At 65.9% G+C, this 15,533-nt stretch carries 15 protein-coding genes; 6 read left to right on the forward strand and 9 right to left on the reverse strand.

Going from position 1 to position 15,533, the window contains the following annotated elements; all coding sequences use genetic code 11:
• Positions 1–10: 10 nt before the first annotated feature.
• The 7 genes from D0901_RS07885 to erpA form a co-directional block, all read right to left on the reverse strand.
• Positions 11–778, reverse strand: coding sequence for a ParA family protein (locus tag D0901_RS07885; RefSeq protein WP_129139754.1), 768 nt, complete (start codon positions 776–778; stop codon positions 11–13).
• Between the two features lie 122 nt (positions 779–900).
• Positions 901–1,530, reverse strand: coding sequence for a 16S rRNA (guanine(527)-N(7))-methyltransferase RsmG (rsmG, locus tag D0901_RS07890; protein ID WP_129139755.1), 630 nt, complete (start codon positions 1,528–1,530; stop codon positions 901–903).
• A complete protein-coding gene (gene mnmG / locus D0901_RS07895; protein ID WP_129139756.1) occupies positions 1,527–3,431 on the reverse strand; it encodes a tRNA uridine-5-carboxymethylaminomethyl(34) synthesis enzyme MnmG in 1,905 nt (634 codons plus the stop codon). Before mnmG ends, rsmG begins: the two co-directional genes overlap by 4 nt.
• 564 nt (positions 3,432–3,995) lie before the next feature.
• Positions 3,996–4,784 (reverse strand): amino acid ABC transporter ATP-binding protein, encoded by a 789-nt coding sequence (locus D0901_RS07900; protein WP_129139757.1) that lies wholly within the window; start codon positions 4,782–4,784, stop codon positions 3,996–3,998.
• A 12-nt stretch (positions 4,785–4,796) separates the two neighbouring features.
• Positions 4,797–5,468 (reverse strand): amino acid ABC transporter permease, encoded by a 672-nt coding sequence (locus D0901_RS07905; RefSeq protein WP_129139758.1) that lies wholly within the window; start codon positions 5,466–5,468, stop codon positions 4,797–4,799.
• 115 nt (positions 5,469–5,583) lie between these two features.
• Entirely contained in the window at positions 5,584–6,354 is a 771-nt protein-coding gene (locus D0901_RS07910; protein ID WP_129139759.1) for a transporter substrate-binding domain-containing protein, read from the reverse strand.
• A gap of 149 nt (positions 6,355–6,503) precedes the next feature.
• Complete coding sequence (gene erpA / locus D0901_RS07915; RefSeq protein ID WP_129139760.1) at positions 6,504–6,857, reverse strand: iron-sulfur cluster insertion protein ErpA; 354 nt, start codon at positions 6,855–6,857, stop codon at positions 6,504–6,506.
• A gap of 238 nt (positions 6,858–7,095) precedes the next feature.
• Between erpA and D0901_RS07920 the strand changes: the two genes are divergently transcribed.
• The 6 genes from D0901_RS07920 to D0901_RS07945 all read left to right on the forward strand — a co-directional run bounded on the left by D0901_RS07920 (position 7,096) and on the right by D0901_RS07945 (position 13,739).
• Positions 7,096–8,838 (forward strand): chloride channel protein, encoded by a 1,743-nt coding sequence (locus tag D0901_RS07920; protein ID WP_224418484.1) that lies wholly within the window; start codon positions 7,096–7,098, stop codon positions 8,836–8,838.
• A 42-nt stretch (positions 8,839–8,880) separates the two neighbouring features.
• On the forward strand, positions 8,881–9,312 hold the full coding sequence (hemJ, locus tag D0901_RS07925) for a protoporphyrinogen oxidase HemJ (protein WP_129139761.1): 432 nt from the start codon (positions 8,881–8,883) through the stop codon (positions 9,310–9,312).
• Positions 9,312–10,139, forward strand: coding sequence for a bifunctional hydroxymethylpyrimidine kinase/phosphomethylpyrimidine kinase (gene thiD / locus D0901_RS07930; RefSeq protein WP_129139762.1), 828 nt, complete (start codon positions 9,312–9,314; stop codon positions 10,137–10,139). The genes hemJ and thiD overlap by 1 nt, the downstream gene beginning before the upstream one ends.
• Complete coding sequence (gene thiE / locus D0901_RS07935; RefSeq protein WP_129139763.1) at positions 10,136–10,777, forward strand: thiamine phosphate synthase; 642 nt, start codon at positions 10,136–10,138, stop codon at positions 10,775–10,777. Before thiD ends, thiE begins: the two co-directional genes overlap by 4 nt.
• 82 nt (positions 10,778–10,859) lie before the next feature.
• Positions 10,860–12,146, forward strand: a complete 1,287-nt coding sequence (gene hemL, locus D0901_RS07940) for a glutamate-1-semialdehyde 2,1-aminomutase (protein WP_129139764.1) — start codon at positions 10,860–10,862, stop codon at positions 12,144–12,146.
• 24 nt (positions 12,147–12,170) lie between these two features.
• Positions 12,171–13,739: a bifunctional aminoglycoside phosphotransferase/ATP-binding protein gene (locus tag D0901_RS07945; protein WP_129139765.1), complete on the forward strand. Its 1,569-nt coding sequence runs from the start codon at positions 12,171–12,173 to the stop codon at positions 13,737–13,739.
• A 91-nt stretch (positions 13,740–13,830) separates the two neighbouring features.
• Here the strand turns inward: D0901_RS07945 and D0901_RS07950 are convergent, their stop codons facing one another.
• Entirely contained in the window at positions 13,831–14,853 is a 1,023-nt protein-coding gene (locus D0901_RS07950; protein ID WP_129139766.1) for a hypothetical protein, read from the reverse strand.
• Positions 14,854–14,962: 109 nt separating this feature from the next.
• Positions 14,963–15,409 (reverse strand): hypothetical protein, encoded by a 447-nt coding sequence (locus D0901_RS07955; RefSeq protein ID WP_162500839.1) that lies wholly within the window; start codon positions 15,407–15,409, stop codon positions 14,963–14,965.
• Positions 15,410–15,533: the final 124 nt, after the last annotated feature.

Consider the following 15,533-nt stretch of genomic DNA (forward strand, 5'->3'; position numbering starts at 1 on the left):
GATCCCGGGGTCATAGCGACAGACGGCGAATCAGTTCCTTGGCCAGCACCCGATGGGCCTGGCTGCCGCGCGAGAAGCGCGCGTACTTGGTGACCGGCAGGCCATGGCTGGGCGCCTCGGCGACCCGCACGTTACGCGGAATCACCGCCTTGAGCAGGGTGTCGCCGAAATAGTCGCGCAGCTGCTTGGTGACGTCGCGGGTCAGGCTGTTGCGGTTATCGAACATGGTCCGGACGATACCGAATACCTGCAGCGCCGGATTCACGCTGGCCTGGATCTGCTCGACGGTATCGAGCAGCGCCGAGAGCCCCTCCAGGGCATAGAACTCGCACTGCAGGGGAATCAGCACGCCGTCGGAAGCGGTCAGGCCGTTGACGGTGAGCATGTTGAGCGACGGCGGGCAGTCGATCAGGACCACGTCGTATTCGCTGGCCACGCCGCTGACCGCCTCGTGCAGGCAGCGCTCGCGCCCGTCGCGGTCGAGCAGGTCGACCTCGGCGGCGGTCAGGTCGCCGTTGCTCGGCAGCAGCGCATAACCGGCCTCGGGGCAGTCGAGGATCACTTCGGCGGCCGGCTTCTCGCCGAGCAGCACGTCGAGCACGCTGCCGTCGAGTTCGTGCTTGTCGACGCCGCTACCCATGGTGGCATGTCCCTGCGGGTCGAGGTCGATCAGCAGCACGCGCCGGTCCAGTGCCGCCAGGCAGGCCGCCAGATTGACCGCGGTGGTGGTCTTGCCGACGCCACCCTTCTGGTTGGTCAGGGCGATGATCTTGGTCACGAACGAGACTCCCTTACTCGACGATGAGCCCGACGGGCCCGGCTTGGTGGCCACCCGGCCGATTACGACGTAGACACCGGCTCGGCGCCCCCGACCCGGCGTCCCCGACTCGGCGTCCCCGACTAGCCGGTACGGCGGACGCGCAGCAGGTGGCGCTCGGCGTCCTCGCCCGGCACGTGAAGCGCACGACGCTCGATCAGACGGGCAGATGCCGGCAGCCCGGCCAGCTCATCCTCGCAGGCCTGCCCCTTCATCGCCAGCCATTCCCCCTCGGCGGTCAGCAGCGGATCGCTCAGAGAGACGAAATCGCCCAGGCTGGCGAAGGCCCGCGAAAGGATCTGGTCGAACGGCTCGGCGGTGAAGCGCTCGACACGCGCCTGGACCGGCGTAACGTTGTCGAGCCCCAGTTCGAGCACCGCCTGGCGCTGAAAGCGAACCTTCTTGCCGTTGCTGTCGAGCAGTGTCACGTCGAGTTCCGGGGCGAGAATCGCCAGCACCAGGCCGGGAAAGCCGGCACCGGCGCCCACGTCGAGCACCCGCGGCCCGCTCACCGCCGACAGTACCGAGGCGCTGTCGAGCAGGTGGCGGGTGACCATCGCTTCCGGGGCGCGTACCGAGGTGAGGTTATAAGCCCGGTTCCACTTGTGCAACAGGCCCAGCAGGGCCAGCAATTGCCGTCGGGCCCCGGCTTCGACGTCGATGGCCAGGGCCGCGAGGCCGGCGTCGAGACGACGCTCGCATTCCGGCGTCATGCGTTCACCGCGCGGCTATCGTCGAGCAGTCGCCGTTTCTTGAGATGGATCAGCAGGATCGATACCGCCGCCGGCGTGACGCCGGAGATGCGGCCGGCCTGGGCCAGGGTCTCGGGGCGCGCCGCGGCGAGCTTGTCGCGGATCTCGTTGGACAGCCCCTCGACCCGCGAGTAGTCGAGATTCGCCGGCAGCGGGGTGGCCTCGTGGCGCTTGAGCTTGTCGATCTCGCCCTGCTGGCGATCGATGTAGCCCTGGTACTTGGCCTGGATCTGCACCTGCTCGGCGACCGCCTCGTCGTCGACGCCCGGTGCCTCGATGCCGTCGAGACCGACGAGATCGGCATAGCCGAGCTCGGGACGCTTGAGCAGCTCGAGCAGGTTGTACTCGCGGTTGAGCGGCTTGGGCAGTCTGGCATTGAGCTGCTCGGCCGCCGCCGAACGCGGCTGGATCCAGGTGGCGGACAGCCGGGACTGTTCGCGCGCGATCGCTTCGCGCTTGGTCGTGAATGCCGCCCAGCGCGCGTCGTCGATCAACCCCAGACGCCGCCCGGTCTCGGTCAGGCGCAGGTCGGCGTTGTCTTCGCGCAGCAGCAGGCGGTATTCGGCCCGCGAGGTGAACATCCGATAGGGCTCCTGGGTGCCCAGGGTGATCAGGTCGTCGACCAGCACGCCGAGATAGGCCTCGTCGCGCCGCGGGCACCAGGACGCCTCGCCGCGCACCCGCAGGGCGGCGTTGATCCCGGCCAGCAGGCCCTGGGCACCGGCTTCCTCGTAGCCGGTGGTGCCGTTGATCTGTCCGGCGAAGAACAGGTTGTGGACGAACTTGGTCTCCAGCGAGTGGCGCAGATCGCGGGGATCGAAGAAATCGTACTCGATGGCGTAGCCGGGCCGGGTGATATGGGCGTTTTCCAGCCCCTCGATCGAGCGCACCACCTGCAGCTGCACGTCGAACGGCAGCGAGGTCGAGATACCGTTGGGGTAGAGCTCGTGGGTGTCGAGGCCTTCCGGTTCGATGAAGACCTGATGGCTCGACTTGTCGGCGAAGCGATGGACCTTGTCCTCGATCGACGGACAGTAGCGCGGCCCCACGCCGCCGATCACCCCGGAGTACATCGGCGAGCGATCGAGATTGGCGAAGATGATCTCGTGGGTGCGCGCGTTGGTATGCGCGATGCGGCAACTGACCTGACGCGGATGCATGTCCCGCGAGCCGAGATACGACATCACCGGCGACGGCGCATCGCCGGGCTGCTCCTCGAGGCGGTCGAAGTCGATGCTCTTGGCATCGAGCCGCGGCGGCGTACCGGTCTTGAGGCGATCGACCCGGAACGGCAGGGCCCGCAGCCGCTGGGCCAGGGCATTGGCGGGCGGATCGCCGGCCCGTCCGCCAGTGTGGTTGTCCAGCCCGATGTGGATAACCCCGCCGAGGAAGGTGCCTGTGCACAACACGACCGTCTCGGCGTGAAAGCGGATCCCGGTCTGGGTCACGGCGCCCTTGACGGTGTCGTTCTCGACGATCAGGTCATCCACACCCTGCTGGAACAGCGTGAGATTGGGCTGGTTCTCCAGCACACCGCGAATCGCCGCCTTGTAGCGCACGCGGTCGGCCTGGGCGCGGGTGGCGCGCACGGCCGGCCCCTTGCGGGCGTTGAGGACGCGAAACTGGATGCCGGCGCGATCGGTGGCCAGAGCCATGGCGCCACCCAGGGCATCGATCTCCTTGACCAGATGGCTCTTGCCGATGCCTCCAATCGCCGGATTGCAGGACATCTGGCCCAGTGTCTCGATGTTGTGCGTCAGCAACAGGGTCTGACAGCCCATGCGGGCGGCGGCCAGTGCGGCTTCCGTTCCCGCATGGCCACCGCCGATGACGATGACGTCAAAGCGGTTGGGATAATCCACGGTGTACCTCGACTTGCGCCTGCGGCGCGTCGGTTTCATCAGGCAAGTAGCGACAAGCCGCACAGTATAACGTCCCTGTGGGTAACCGTCAGGGGTTTTCCACACCGTGGCCAAGCCGAGCGTTTTGCGCCTCGCTGAATAAATACAATGTAATGAAGAAAAGAGAAGTTCTGTTGTGGTTGTGACTACTGGTGTGGACATTTTTTGTGGATAAGCGGTTTTTCCACCAACTTTTCAATTCGTTGCAATGTTGACGATGCGTTGCAAAAAAGGTCGACGACATGCGGACAGGCTGCGTCGGGCCTGTGGATGAAAGAGGGCCTTGTCCACAGCGCCGCCGATCCCCGGCTTATCCACCGCTGCATACCGGGGCTGTGCGTGATGTCGTCAACATCGGGTGTCGAGGCGTTTCAGGCCGACAACCGTGGGGGTTGTGGAAGATTCGAGGTGGATTGGCCGAAACTCTTGTCCACAGGCCCTCGGGCGCGGGTGTGAACCTCCGGGAGCCGGCCGAAGAGCGGGCGGGGGAGCCGCCCCGCGCCGGGAACGACGCGGGGCAGGGGGTCAGTGCTTGAGGACGCGGGCGAGAAAGGACTGGGTGCGTTCGTGTTCGGGACTGTCGAAGACGCGTTCGGGCGGGCCCTGTTCGACGATCCGGCCCTTGTGGATGAAGATCACCCGATCGGCGACCTCGCGGGCGAAGCCCATCTCGTGGGTGACGATCATCATCGTCATGCCATCGTTGGCGAGCTCTCGCATGGCGTCCAGGACCTCGCCGATCATCTCCGGGTCGAGCGCCGAGGTCGGCTCGTCGAAGAGCATCAGGCGCGGTTCCATGGCCAGCGCGCGGGCCAGGGCGACGCGTTGCTGCTGTCCGCCGGAGAGCTGGCCCGGGTACTTGTCGGCCTGGTCGGCGATCCCCACCCGCTCGAGCAGCCGTTCGGCGGTTTCCACGGCCTGGCCGCGGCTGATGTTGCGTACCTTGAGCGGCGCGAGGGTGACGTTGTCGCGTACCGAGAGGTGTGGAAACAGGTTGAACTGCTGAAACACCATGCCGACCTCGGTGCGGATGGTCTGCAGCGACCGGCCGTTCTTGCCGTAGGGCAAAAGCTGGTTGCCGTCGACCTCGATCCGGCCGCTCTGGAACTCCTCGAGGCCGTTGACGCAACGGATCAGCGTCGACTTGCCCGAGCCGCTGGCCCCGATGATCACCACCACCTCCCCGGGGGCGACCGCGAGGTCGATGTCCTGCAACACGTGCAGACTGCCGAAATGCTTGTTGACCTTGTCGAGACGCACGATGGGGTCATTCTGGCCCGCCAGGGTCTCTTGGGCGCGTTGCTTATCGTTCATCGCCTTGGCTCCTCATTGACCGACCAGGCCGCGACGCTCGAGCAGGCGCAGCGCGAAGGACAGACTCAGGGTGATCGCCAGGTAGAGCATGGCGACCATGAAATACACCTCGAGGGCGGTGAAGGTGGTGGCGATGTAGATCTGGCCCTGACGGACCAGTTCGCCGACGCCGATCACCGAGAACAGCGAGGTGTCCTTGATGCTGACGATGCCCTGGTTGCCCAGCGCCGGGATCATGCGCCGCAGTGCCTGGGGCCAGATCACGTAGCGGAAGGCCTGGGGGCGCGACAGGCCCAGCGACAGGGCGGCCTCGCGCTGGCCCTTCTCGATCGACTGCACGCCGCCCCGCACGATCTCGGAAATGTAGGCCCCGGCGTTCAGGGCGATGGCGGCGATGCCCGCGGTGACGGCGTCGATGGGGCCGCCGATGATCTGCGGAAGGCCGTAGAAGATGAACAGCACCTGGACGAGTACCGGGGTGCCGCGAAAGACCTCGATGTAGGTCACCGCCGGCCAGCGCAGCACGCGCAGCGGACTGATGCGCAGCAGACCGAAGATGATACCGATGACGAAGCCGATGGCCAGGCCGCCGAACGAGATCAGCAGTGTCCAGGGAATCCCGTCGAGCAGGTAGGGAATGGAGGCGATCGCCGCCTGCCAGTCGAACTGGAAATTGACGTCCACGTCGGAGTCTCCGCTACGGTCCGCCAGCTTTTGGCGGGCCGCGTTTCAGGGGTGAAAAACGCAACGGGGCCGGGCGTTGCGGCCACCCGACCCCGTAGACTGGCGTGTGTCGTGCTTACTGGCTGTCGGGCATCTCGCCGAACCACTTCTTGTAGATCTCGGCGTAGGTGCCGTCCTCCTTCATGGCGGCGAGGGCCTCGTTGGCGGGTTCGCGCCACTGGCTGCCGGAGGTGAAGGCGATACCGTACTGCTGGCCTTCGTAGAGCGGACCGACCACCTGGGCCTTGCCTTCGCCCTTGGTCTTGGCGAAGTAGCCGACGTTGGGCGCGTCGTAGAAGACCGCGTCGACGCTGCCGCCCATCAGCGCCAGGTACATGTCGGCGCTGCCCGGGTAGGGCTTGATATCGGCCTTGTCGCCGAGGTGCTTCTGCAGATAGTCGTAGCTGGTCGAGCCGATCTTGGTGCCGATCCGCTTGCCTTCCAGATCGCTCAGGTCCTGGACGCTGTCGTCGCCGGCGGGGACCAGGATACGCAGGCCGCTGTCGTAGTAGGGATCGCTGAAGTCGACGATCTTCTCGCGTTCGTCGGTGATGGTGATGCCGGCGATCGCCAGGTCGGCGTTGCCGGTCTGCACGGCGGGGATGATGCCGTTGAAGTCCATGGTGCGCAGGTTGATGTCGAACCCGGCGCGATCGGCGATCTCGCGCAGGATGTCCATGTCGAAGCCGACCATCTCGCCGCTGTCCTTGTCCATCATCTCGAACGGCACGAAGCTCGGGTCGGTGACGGCATTGACGGTATCGGCGGCTTGGCCGAGGGAGGAAAGCCCCAGGCCCAGGGTCAGGGCGGAGGCCAGCGAAAACGACTTGAGCAGTGATTGGTTCATGACGTTCCCCAGTTTGGAATCTTGTTGATGGAACACGCTTTTACCTTGGCGAGTTCCACGGGGAGCGTCAAGCGAGGGATGCGGGGGGGCGGCAGGCGTCGGCGGGAAGCGGCTGGCGAGGCTGGGCGGAGAGACCGGCGGGGCGCCGGTCAGACCATGAACGAGGCGCCGCAGCCGCAGGTGGCGGTGGCATTGGGATTCTTGATCACGAAGCGGGCGCCGGCGAGACCCTCCTCGAAGTCGACCGTCGAGCCGACCAGATACTGGTACGACAGCGGGTCGACGACCATCGCCACGTCCTCGATCTCGATCAGGGTGTCGTCGCCGGCGGCATCCTCGGCGAAGTCGAAACCGTACTGGAAGCCGGAACAGCCCCCGCCGGTGACGTAGACGCGCAGCTTGAGAGCCGGGTTGCCTTCTTCGTCGGCCAGCGCCTTGAGTCGACGCACGGCCGATTCGGTGAGCATCAGCGGCGTGGGAGCGAAGGAAGCGGCATCGCTCATGGCGAATTCTCCATGGTCGGGGAAGCGTTGAGAGGAATTATCCCTAATCCCTAGCAAAAGGGTCAACTTTAGTGTGCGATCGGCAACGCCGCCGCCTTCATCCCACGTCGCCTTGAGCCGACAGGCGTTCCTGCGGGTATGATAGTCCATCCGTGACCGACCGCCGACCCGCCCGGCCTCCGCCGACATCGGGCCGAATGCGGCGAACGATACTCCCGTCAAAGAGGAACCGTGCGGCGTGCGTCCCTTTCCCGATCTGAGTCTCGAGCGATTCCGACGCCAGCTGGCCAGTGTCGACGCCATGCCGCAACTGTGCCTGCTGGGGGTGGCGGCGGGTCTGCTCACCGGGGGCTTGATGGTGGCGTTTCGCCTGCTGCTCAAGCTGGGTGCCTGGGCGTTCATGCCCGACGGCGACTCGGAGGCCTTCGAGGCCCTTGCACCCGTCTGGCGCGCCCTGTTGCCGGTGGTCGCATCGTTGCTGATCATCGCCTGTTTCTGGCCCCAGCCGAGCAATGCCCGCAAGCTGGGGGTGGGCCATGTCATCGAGCGCCTGACCTACCACCAGGGCCGGCTGCCGCTGCGCAACTGGATCAACCAGTGGTGGGTGGGGGTGGTCTCGGTGCTCGGCGGGCTCTCCGCCGGGCGCGAGGGGCCGGCGATCCACCTCGGTGCGGCGGCGGCCAGCGGCATCGGTCAGCGTCTGCGCCTGCCTCACAACAGCCTGCGCGTGCTGGTCGGCTGCGGGACCGCGGCGGCCATCTCGGCCTCGTTCAATACCCCGGTCTCGGGGGTGATCTTCGCCATGGAAGTGGTGATCATGGAGTACACGATCGCCGGCTTCATGCCGGTGATCCTCGCCTCGACCATGGGGGCGGTGGTCGCTCAGCTGGCCTACGGCGCCGAGCCGGCCTTCCAGGTGCCCAGCGTCAAGCTGGGATCCTTGCTCAACCTGCCGTGGATCGCGGTCAGCGCCCTGCTGATCGGCCTGCTCGCCGGGCTGTTCATCCGCATCGCCCAGCGCGGCACGCTGTTCGCCAAGTGGCCGCTGGGCCTGCGTCTGCTGGTGCCGGGGCTGGCCGTGGCGGCGGTCGCCTGGTGGTATCCCCAGGTCCAGGGGATCGGCTACGACAGCCTCGCGGCCTCGCTCGACGGCAGTCTGGCGCTCGACGTGCTGTTCGCCATCGTCATCGGCAAGCTGTTGCTCACGGCCTTCACCTTCGCCTGCGGGATCCCCGTCGGCATCATCGGGCCGGTACTGGTGATCGGTGCGGCGGCGGGGGCGATCTGCGGCATGGCCGGCAACTGGGCATGGCCGCAGGTGGCTTCCGACCCGGGGTTCTATGCCATGCTGGGCATGGCGGCAATGATGGGTGCCGTGCTCCAGGCCCCGCTGGCGGCGCTGATGGCACTGCTCGAGCTGACTCACAACCCCAACATCATCCTGCCCGGCATGCTGGCGGTGGTGGTCGCCGGGCTGACGTCGCGGCAGATCTGCCACTGCCATGGGCTGTTCGTGACCATGACCCAGCACGGCCTGCACCCGCTGCAGCAGCCGCTCATGCAGGCACTGTCGCGGGTGGCGGTACCCGCGGTGATGGAGCGCAGCGTGGCGCGGACCCAGCGCATGATCACGCCGGAGCAAGCCCGCAAGCTGCTCGACGACAAGCCCACCTGGCTGGTGATCACCCGCTCCAGCGAGGAGAAGACACCGCTGGCGCTCAAGGCCGCCGATCTGGCCCGCGCCCTGCTCGACGAGAATCTGGTCGAGGACGCGGCACTCGATCTGCTGGAGATCCCGGGACAGCGCCTGGAACTGGCGCCGATCCATCTCCAGGCGACGCTCAGCGAGGCCTTCGACCGACTCAATGACTACGGGGTGGATGCGCTCTACGTCCAGCACACCACCGCGCCGATGATCCAGAAGATTTCCGGTATCATCACCCGGGACGCGATCGAGAACTACTACCGCTACAAGCGCTGAAGACACGTACCCCCCCGACACTGTGGATAACGAGGATTTTCGATGTACCTGTGGATAAAAGCGTTGCACCTGATCGCCGTGGTGACCTGGTTCGCGGCGCTCTTCTACCTGCCGCGGCTGTTCGTCTATCACGCCACGGCGCGTGACAAGGGCGATACCCAGGCCATCGAGTATTTCAAGGTCATGGAGCGCAAGCTCTACCGCGGCATCATGACCCCGTCGATGATCGCGGTACTGGTGTTGGGCGGCTGGCTGCTCTACCTGGTGCCGGGCTTTCTGAGCCAGGGCTGGATGCACGCCAAGCTGGCGCTGGTGGTGGCGCTGATCGGCTATCATCACGTGTGCCTGGCTTACATGAAGCGGCTGGCCGCGGGCACCTGCGACAAGTCGCATCGCTTCTTCCGGATGTTCAACGAGCTCCCCACCATCGGGCTGTTGCTGATCGTGTTCCTGGCCGTGGTGAAACCGTTCTGATGCCCAGTGCCAAGCTTCCCGTGGTACTGGTCCTGGCCGGGCACGACCCGACCGGCGGGGCCGGTCTGGTCGCCGATGCCGAGGCGATCGCCGCCTGCGGCGCCTGGCCGTTGACCGTGCCCACCAGCCTGACCGTGCAGACCACCCACGACGTGCTGCGGGTCATGCCCTGTCCGGCCGATGCCGTTCGCGATGCGGTCTGGCCGCTGCTCGACGAGTTCGAGGTGGCGGCGATCAAGGTCGGCCTGATCGCCGACGAGCCGACCCTCGAGGCCATCGAGGATATCGCCCGGGCCTGCCCCGGCGTGCCGCTGGTCGTCGATCCGGTGCTGCGCGCCGGCGGTGGCAGCACCCTGAGCGATGCCGCGCTGATCGACGAGATGCGCCGCCGCCTGCTGCCGCTCACCGATCTGCTCACCCCCAACCGCCAGGAGCTGGCGCAGCTGGCCGGTGTCGACGGCGACGATACCCGGCAGGCGGTGGAACTGCTGGCGCTGGGCTGTCAGGCGCTGCTGATCACCGGCACCGACCAGCCGGCCCCCGGCAGTGCCGACGACCGGGTCGTCCACACCCTGCACACGCCGGATACCAGCCGGCAGTGGCAGTGGCCGCGACTGCCGGGGCGCTATCATGGCTCGGGCTGTACACTGGCCTCGGCCCTGGCGGCGCGGCTGGCGGTCGGCGAGCGACTGGTGGCGGCCTGCGAACAGGCCCAGCGCTATACCTGGCAGAGCCTGCGCCACGGTTGGCAGCCGGGAAGCGGTCAGGCACTGCCGCGGCGGCTCTGGCAGCAACCGACACCGTTCACGCTGGAGGAAGGTCCATGACCCGTGCCTGGCGGTCCGGCGTCTACGCGATCACCGACGCCGACCTGTTGCCGGACGACGCCCGCCTGGTGGCGGCCTGCGATGCCGCGCTGCGCGGGGGCCTGGCGCTGCTGCAGTATCGCGACAAGTCTCGGGACGCCCCGCGACGGCGTCACCAGGCCGAGGCCCTGGCGACGCTGTGTCGGCAACACGGGGTGCCGCTGATCGTCAACGACGATCTGGACCTGGCGCGGGAACTGCGCGAGGCGGGATTCGCCAACGTCGGCGTGCATCTGGGCCAGGAGGATACCCCCGTCGCCGTCGCCCGGCGGCAGCTGGGCGACGCGGCGATCGTCGGCGCCACCTGCCACGCCCGGCTCGATCTGGCCGAGCGCGCCGCCGGCGAGGGCGCGAGCTATCTGGCCTTCGGACGCTTCTTCACGTCGCGTACCAAGCCCGAGGCGCCGCCCGCCGATCTTGGCCTGCTGGCCGAGGCGGCGCGCTTCGACCTGCCGCGGGTGGCGATCGGCGGGCTCGGCGCCGACAATGTGGGTCGGGCCCGCGAGGCCGGCGCCGATCTCGTGGCCATGGTGCATGCGGTCTTCGGCGACGGGGATCCGGCGGTCAACGTGCGGCGACTGCGCCGGCGGCTGTCGTGACCAGGCAAGTTATCCACAGTTCTTCAACGGGCAGTTATTCCAACTGTCCAGAGAGTTATCCACATAGAGACGAGAGGTCGACATGACCACATCTGCCGAACTCTTCGAACGGGCCTGTCGCCACATTCCCGGTGGCGTCAACTCCCCGGTTCGGGCCTTCAAGGGACTGGATCGTCCGCCGTTGTTCATGGAACGCGCCCAGGGCGCCTACCTGTTCGACGTCGAGGGCAAGCGCTACGTCGACTATGTCGGCTCCTGGGGGCCGATGATCACCGGCCATGCCGATCCCGACGTGCTCGGCGCGGTGCGTGAGCGCCTCGATGCCGGGTTGTCGTTCGGCACCCCGACGGCGATCGAGACCACCATGGCCGATCTGATCTGCGAGATCATGCCGTCGATCGAGATGGTGCGCATGGTCAACTCCGGCACCGAGGCGACCATGTCGGCGATCCGTCTGGCGCGGGGCTATACCGGACGCGACAAGATCGTCAAGTTCGAGGGCAACTACCACGGCCATTCCGACTCGCTGCTGGTCAAGGCGGGTTCCGGGGCCCTGACCCACGGCGAGCCGAGTTCCCCGGGCGTCCCCGCGTCGCTGGCGGAACATACCGTCACCCTGCCCTACAACGACATCGCGGCGCTCGAGGCGTGTTTCGCCGAGATCGGCGACGAGATCGCCGGGGTGATCGTCGAGCCGGTGGCCGGCAACATGAACTGCATTCCGCCGGTGCCGGGCTTTCTCGAGGCATTGCGCGAGGTCTGCGATCGTCACGCCGGCGTGCTGATCTTCGACGAGGTGATGACCGGCTTCCGGGTCGCCCTGGGTGGCGCCCAGGCGCACTATGCGGTGACGCCCGATCTGACCTGTCTGGGCAAGATCGTGGGTGGCGGCATGCCGGTGGGTGCCTTCGGCGGCAAGCGCGAGATCATGGAGAAGATCTCGCCGCTGGGGCCGGTCTACCAGGCCGGCACGCTGTCGGGCAATCCGCTGGCCATGGCGGCGGGCATCGCCCTGCTCGAGAAGATTCGCCAACCGGACTTCCACGGCCGGCTCGCCGCGCGGGTCGAACAGTTGTGCAGCGGGCTCGAGGCGCGTGCCGCCGAGGCCGGTATCGAGCTGATCACCCAGCGCGCCGGTGGCATGTTCGGGGTCTTCTTCACCGCGCAGTCGGCGGTCGAGAACTTCGCCCAGGCCGGGGCCTGCGACGTCGAGCAGTTCCGCCGCTTCTTCGCCGCCATGCTCGACCATGGTGTCTATCTGGCACCGTCGCCCTTCGAGGCCGGATTCATGTCGAGCGCCCATGGCGACGAGGACATCCGCCTCACGCTGGAGGCCGCCGAGCAGGTCTTCGCCGAGATGGCTCGCTGAGCCACCATTGTCAGGGAGATTGTCGTGACTCGGACCATGATCGACGCCTTGCGGGACGGCCGCTGCTTCGACCACGCGGTCGACGCCATCGAGGTCTTCGAGACGCATGTCTCGTGGATCGTGCTGACCGGCGATTACGCCTACAAGATCAAGAAGCCGCTGGATCTGGGCAGCTTCCTGGACTTTTCCACCCTCGACAAGCGGCGGTATTTCTGCGAGCAGGAGGTTCGCCTCAACCGGCGTCTGGCGCCGGATCTCTACCTGGGCGTGGTGGCGATCTCGGGCTCGCCGGAGGCGCCTCGGGTCAACGACGAGGGCGCGCCCATCGACTATGCGGTGAAGATGCGTCAGTTCAGCAACCGCCACCTGCTCAGCCACCTTCAGGCGAGCGGCGAGCTGACCCTGGAGCTGGTCGACGATCTGGTCGATCAACTGGTGACGTTCCACGACTCGGCCGAGCGCTTGTCGGAGGCGGGCGAGTACGGTTCGCGGCGTTCTCTCGAAGCCATCCTCGCGCGCGAGTTCACCCTGATCGAGGCACGGCTGTCCGGTGACTCCGATCGCCGCCGGCTCGCGCAGTTGCAGACCCGGGTCGCCGAAGCCGTCGAACGTCTCGACGCCGTGTTCGCTCGCCGTCACCGGGAGGGTTTCGTGCGCGAGACCCACGGCGATCTGCATCTGGGTAACGTCGTCTGCCACGCAGGGCGGGCGCTGGTCTTCGACGGTCTCGAGTTCAACGAGGCGCTGCGCTGGAACGACGTCGGCAGCGATCTGGCCTTCCTGCTCATGGACCTGGAGGCGCGTGGCGAGGAAACCCTCGCGCGGCACGCGCTGAATCGCTATCTGGAGCACTCGGGCGATCACGAACTGGTGCGCCTGCTGTCCTTCTACAAGCTGTACCGGGCGTTGGTCCGCGCCAAGGTGGCCATGCTGCGTTATCACCAGCCGGACCTGCATCCCAGCGATCGCCAGTCGATCATGGCGGACTTTCGCCGTTACCTGACGCTCGCCGAGCAGTATGCCGAATTCCATTTTCCCTATCTGGTGATCGGGGTGGGCGTTTCCGGCAGCGGCAAGAGCCGCTTCACCGGCGAGATGGTCCGGCGTCTGGGCAGCATACGCTTGCGCTCGGACATCGAACGCAAGCGCCTGCACGGATTCGATCCACAGGCGGATACCGCCCGGGAGGCTGTGGATATCTATACCCCGCAGGCCACCGAGCGGACCTATCGTCACCTGGCCTGGCTCAGTGGCGTGCTGCTCGAGGCGGGGCTGCCGGTGTGTATCGATGCCACCTGCCTGAAGCGAGAACAGCGTGACCTGCTGCGTCACCAGGCGGAAGGGCGCGGCCTGCCGGTGCTGATCGTGAGTTTCGAGGCCGACGAGGCGACGCTCCAGGCTCGCATCGAGAAGCGCGCCCGGCGGGGCGGCGACCCCTCGGAGGCGGGGCTCGCGGTACTCCAACGCCAGCAACGCGATTTCGAGGACTTCACCGACGAGGAGCGCCTGCATCTGGTCCATCTCGACACCACGCAGGACAACGCCAATCTCACCCTGGTGGGGTTGATCCAGGAACACCTTCGCCTGCAGTGACTCGGCGACGATGCTCGAAAAAAGGCCCCGCGGGTGCGGGGCCTTGGTGTTTCGGCACTGGCGTGTGTCGCCGTTGTTGCGCCTGCCGTGATCAGTACTGGTAGACGTTGGCCACGTTGCCGCCGCCGGTCTGACTCACGGCCGATGCGTTGTTGAAGCCTTGCTGGACGATGGTCGCGGTATTGCGGGCCATGTTGAACAGGCCCATGCCGGATGCCGCGCTCTGGCTGACCACCGATTCGTTGCTCCAGCCGCTCTGATGGACGTCGGCCAGGTCGTTGTAGCCGGTCTGGTCGATGGAGGAGTAGTTGTCGCCCCATCCTTCCTGGAGCACGATGGCATCGTTGCCGTAGCCGCTCTGGGTGGTCACGGCGACTTGATCCCGGCCGCTCTGGGAGATGTCGGAATCGTTACGACTGCCGGACTGGGTGACGGTCGCGGTATTGTCCTCGCCACGCTGGGCAATGTCCGAATCGTTGCGGTATCCGGACTGGGTGACGAAGGCGGCGTTGCGTTCATCCTGCTGGGTCACGTTGGAGTTCTGGTCCGTACCGCTCTGTTGGACAGACGCGTAGTTATCGTGTCCACCCTGTTGAATGGTGGAGTCATGGTAACTGCCGTCCTGGGAGACGATGGCGACATCGTCATAGCCCGTCTGGGTGACCGTGGAGGCGTTGCCCAGGCCGTTCTGGGTGACTTGCGCATAATCGTCCCGGGCCTGAGAGACCGAGGAGTCGTTGCTGCTGCCGGTCTGGTTGACCACCGCTTCGCTGTTGCGGCTCAACTGGGTGATGGACGACGTGTTGTCGATACCGGACTGGGTGGCGGTCGCCGTGTTGAAGGCCCCACGCTGGTAGACCTGAGAGTTGTTGCCCCAGCCTTGTTGAAGCTGAGTCGCCTGGTTGCGAAAGCCTGTCTGATCGGCACTGGCTCGATTGAAGCTACCTTCCTGATTGATCGTGGACGTCTGGCTACCCCCGAAGTACGAGAAATTCTGGGAAACGTCGGCGTTGTTCCCGTATCCCGTCTGCTCGATACTCGAGTCGTTGTTGTCGGCCATGGCATTACCGGAGAGTGCGATGGCGGCCGCCAGCATGGTCATCTTGAGTTTCATGATTGTTCCCTTCTCGTTGATCTGGAATCGATGGATCGACTTGCTACCCTTGACGACATCCTGTCGTTACCCCTTCCTGATCGCTGAATTCAGCGATACGCGAACGCGTTCAGTGTTGAATGACCTGAACGTTCATCCTGCCCTTGGCGTACTGTGTTACCGTCACGGGGGTGTTGCTGCTGCTCAGTTGCACGACCCTGACGTTCCCGGCGATCCCCTGTTGGTCGATCGACGCCTCCTTGGCGTAACCGGACTGGATGATCTCGGCGTCATGTCCGATACCGCTTTGCGTGATATCGGCGTGTAGATAGCTGCCCGATTGAAGAATGGCCGCTTCATTGGCGTAGCCACGCTGAGTGGTCTGCGCGACGTTGGCGTGACCGCTTTGAGCGACTATTGCGGTATTGGACTGCCCCCATTGATAGCTGCCGGCGTGGTTGAATGCGCCCTCCTGCTGCAGTTCGAGAGCGTTGCCACCCTGGCGATAGGCGGCTGCTGACGAGGGCTCGAGTTCCGAGCCGATGGCGAGATCCTCGGCCATGGCGATGTGGGCCATGAAGCAACTTCCGAGTAACAGGGCCAGGGCTGACGTTTTCATGACGATTCCCGCCGTTAATGTATGGTTACATTTTTATACATTTCGGAAATCTCGCTATAGGAATCGAGCATGAAGTTGGGGA

The organism is Modicisalibacter coralii, assembly GCF_004117855.1.
Taxonomy (GTDB): domain Bacteria; phylum Pseudomonadota; class Gammaproteobacteria; order Pseudomonadales; family Halomonadaceae; genus Modicisalibacter; species Modicisalibacter coralii.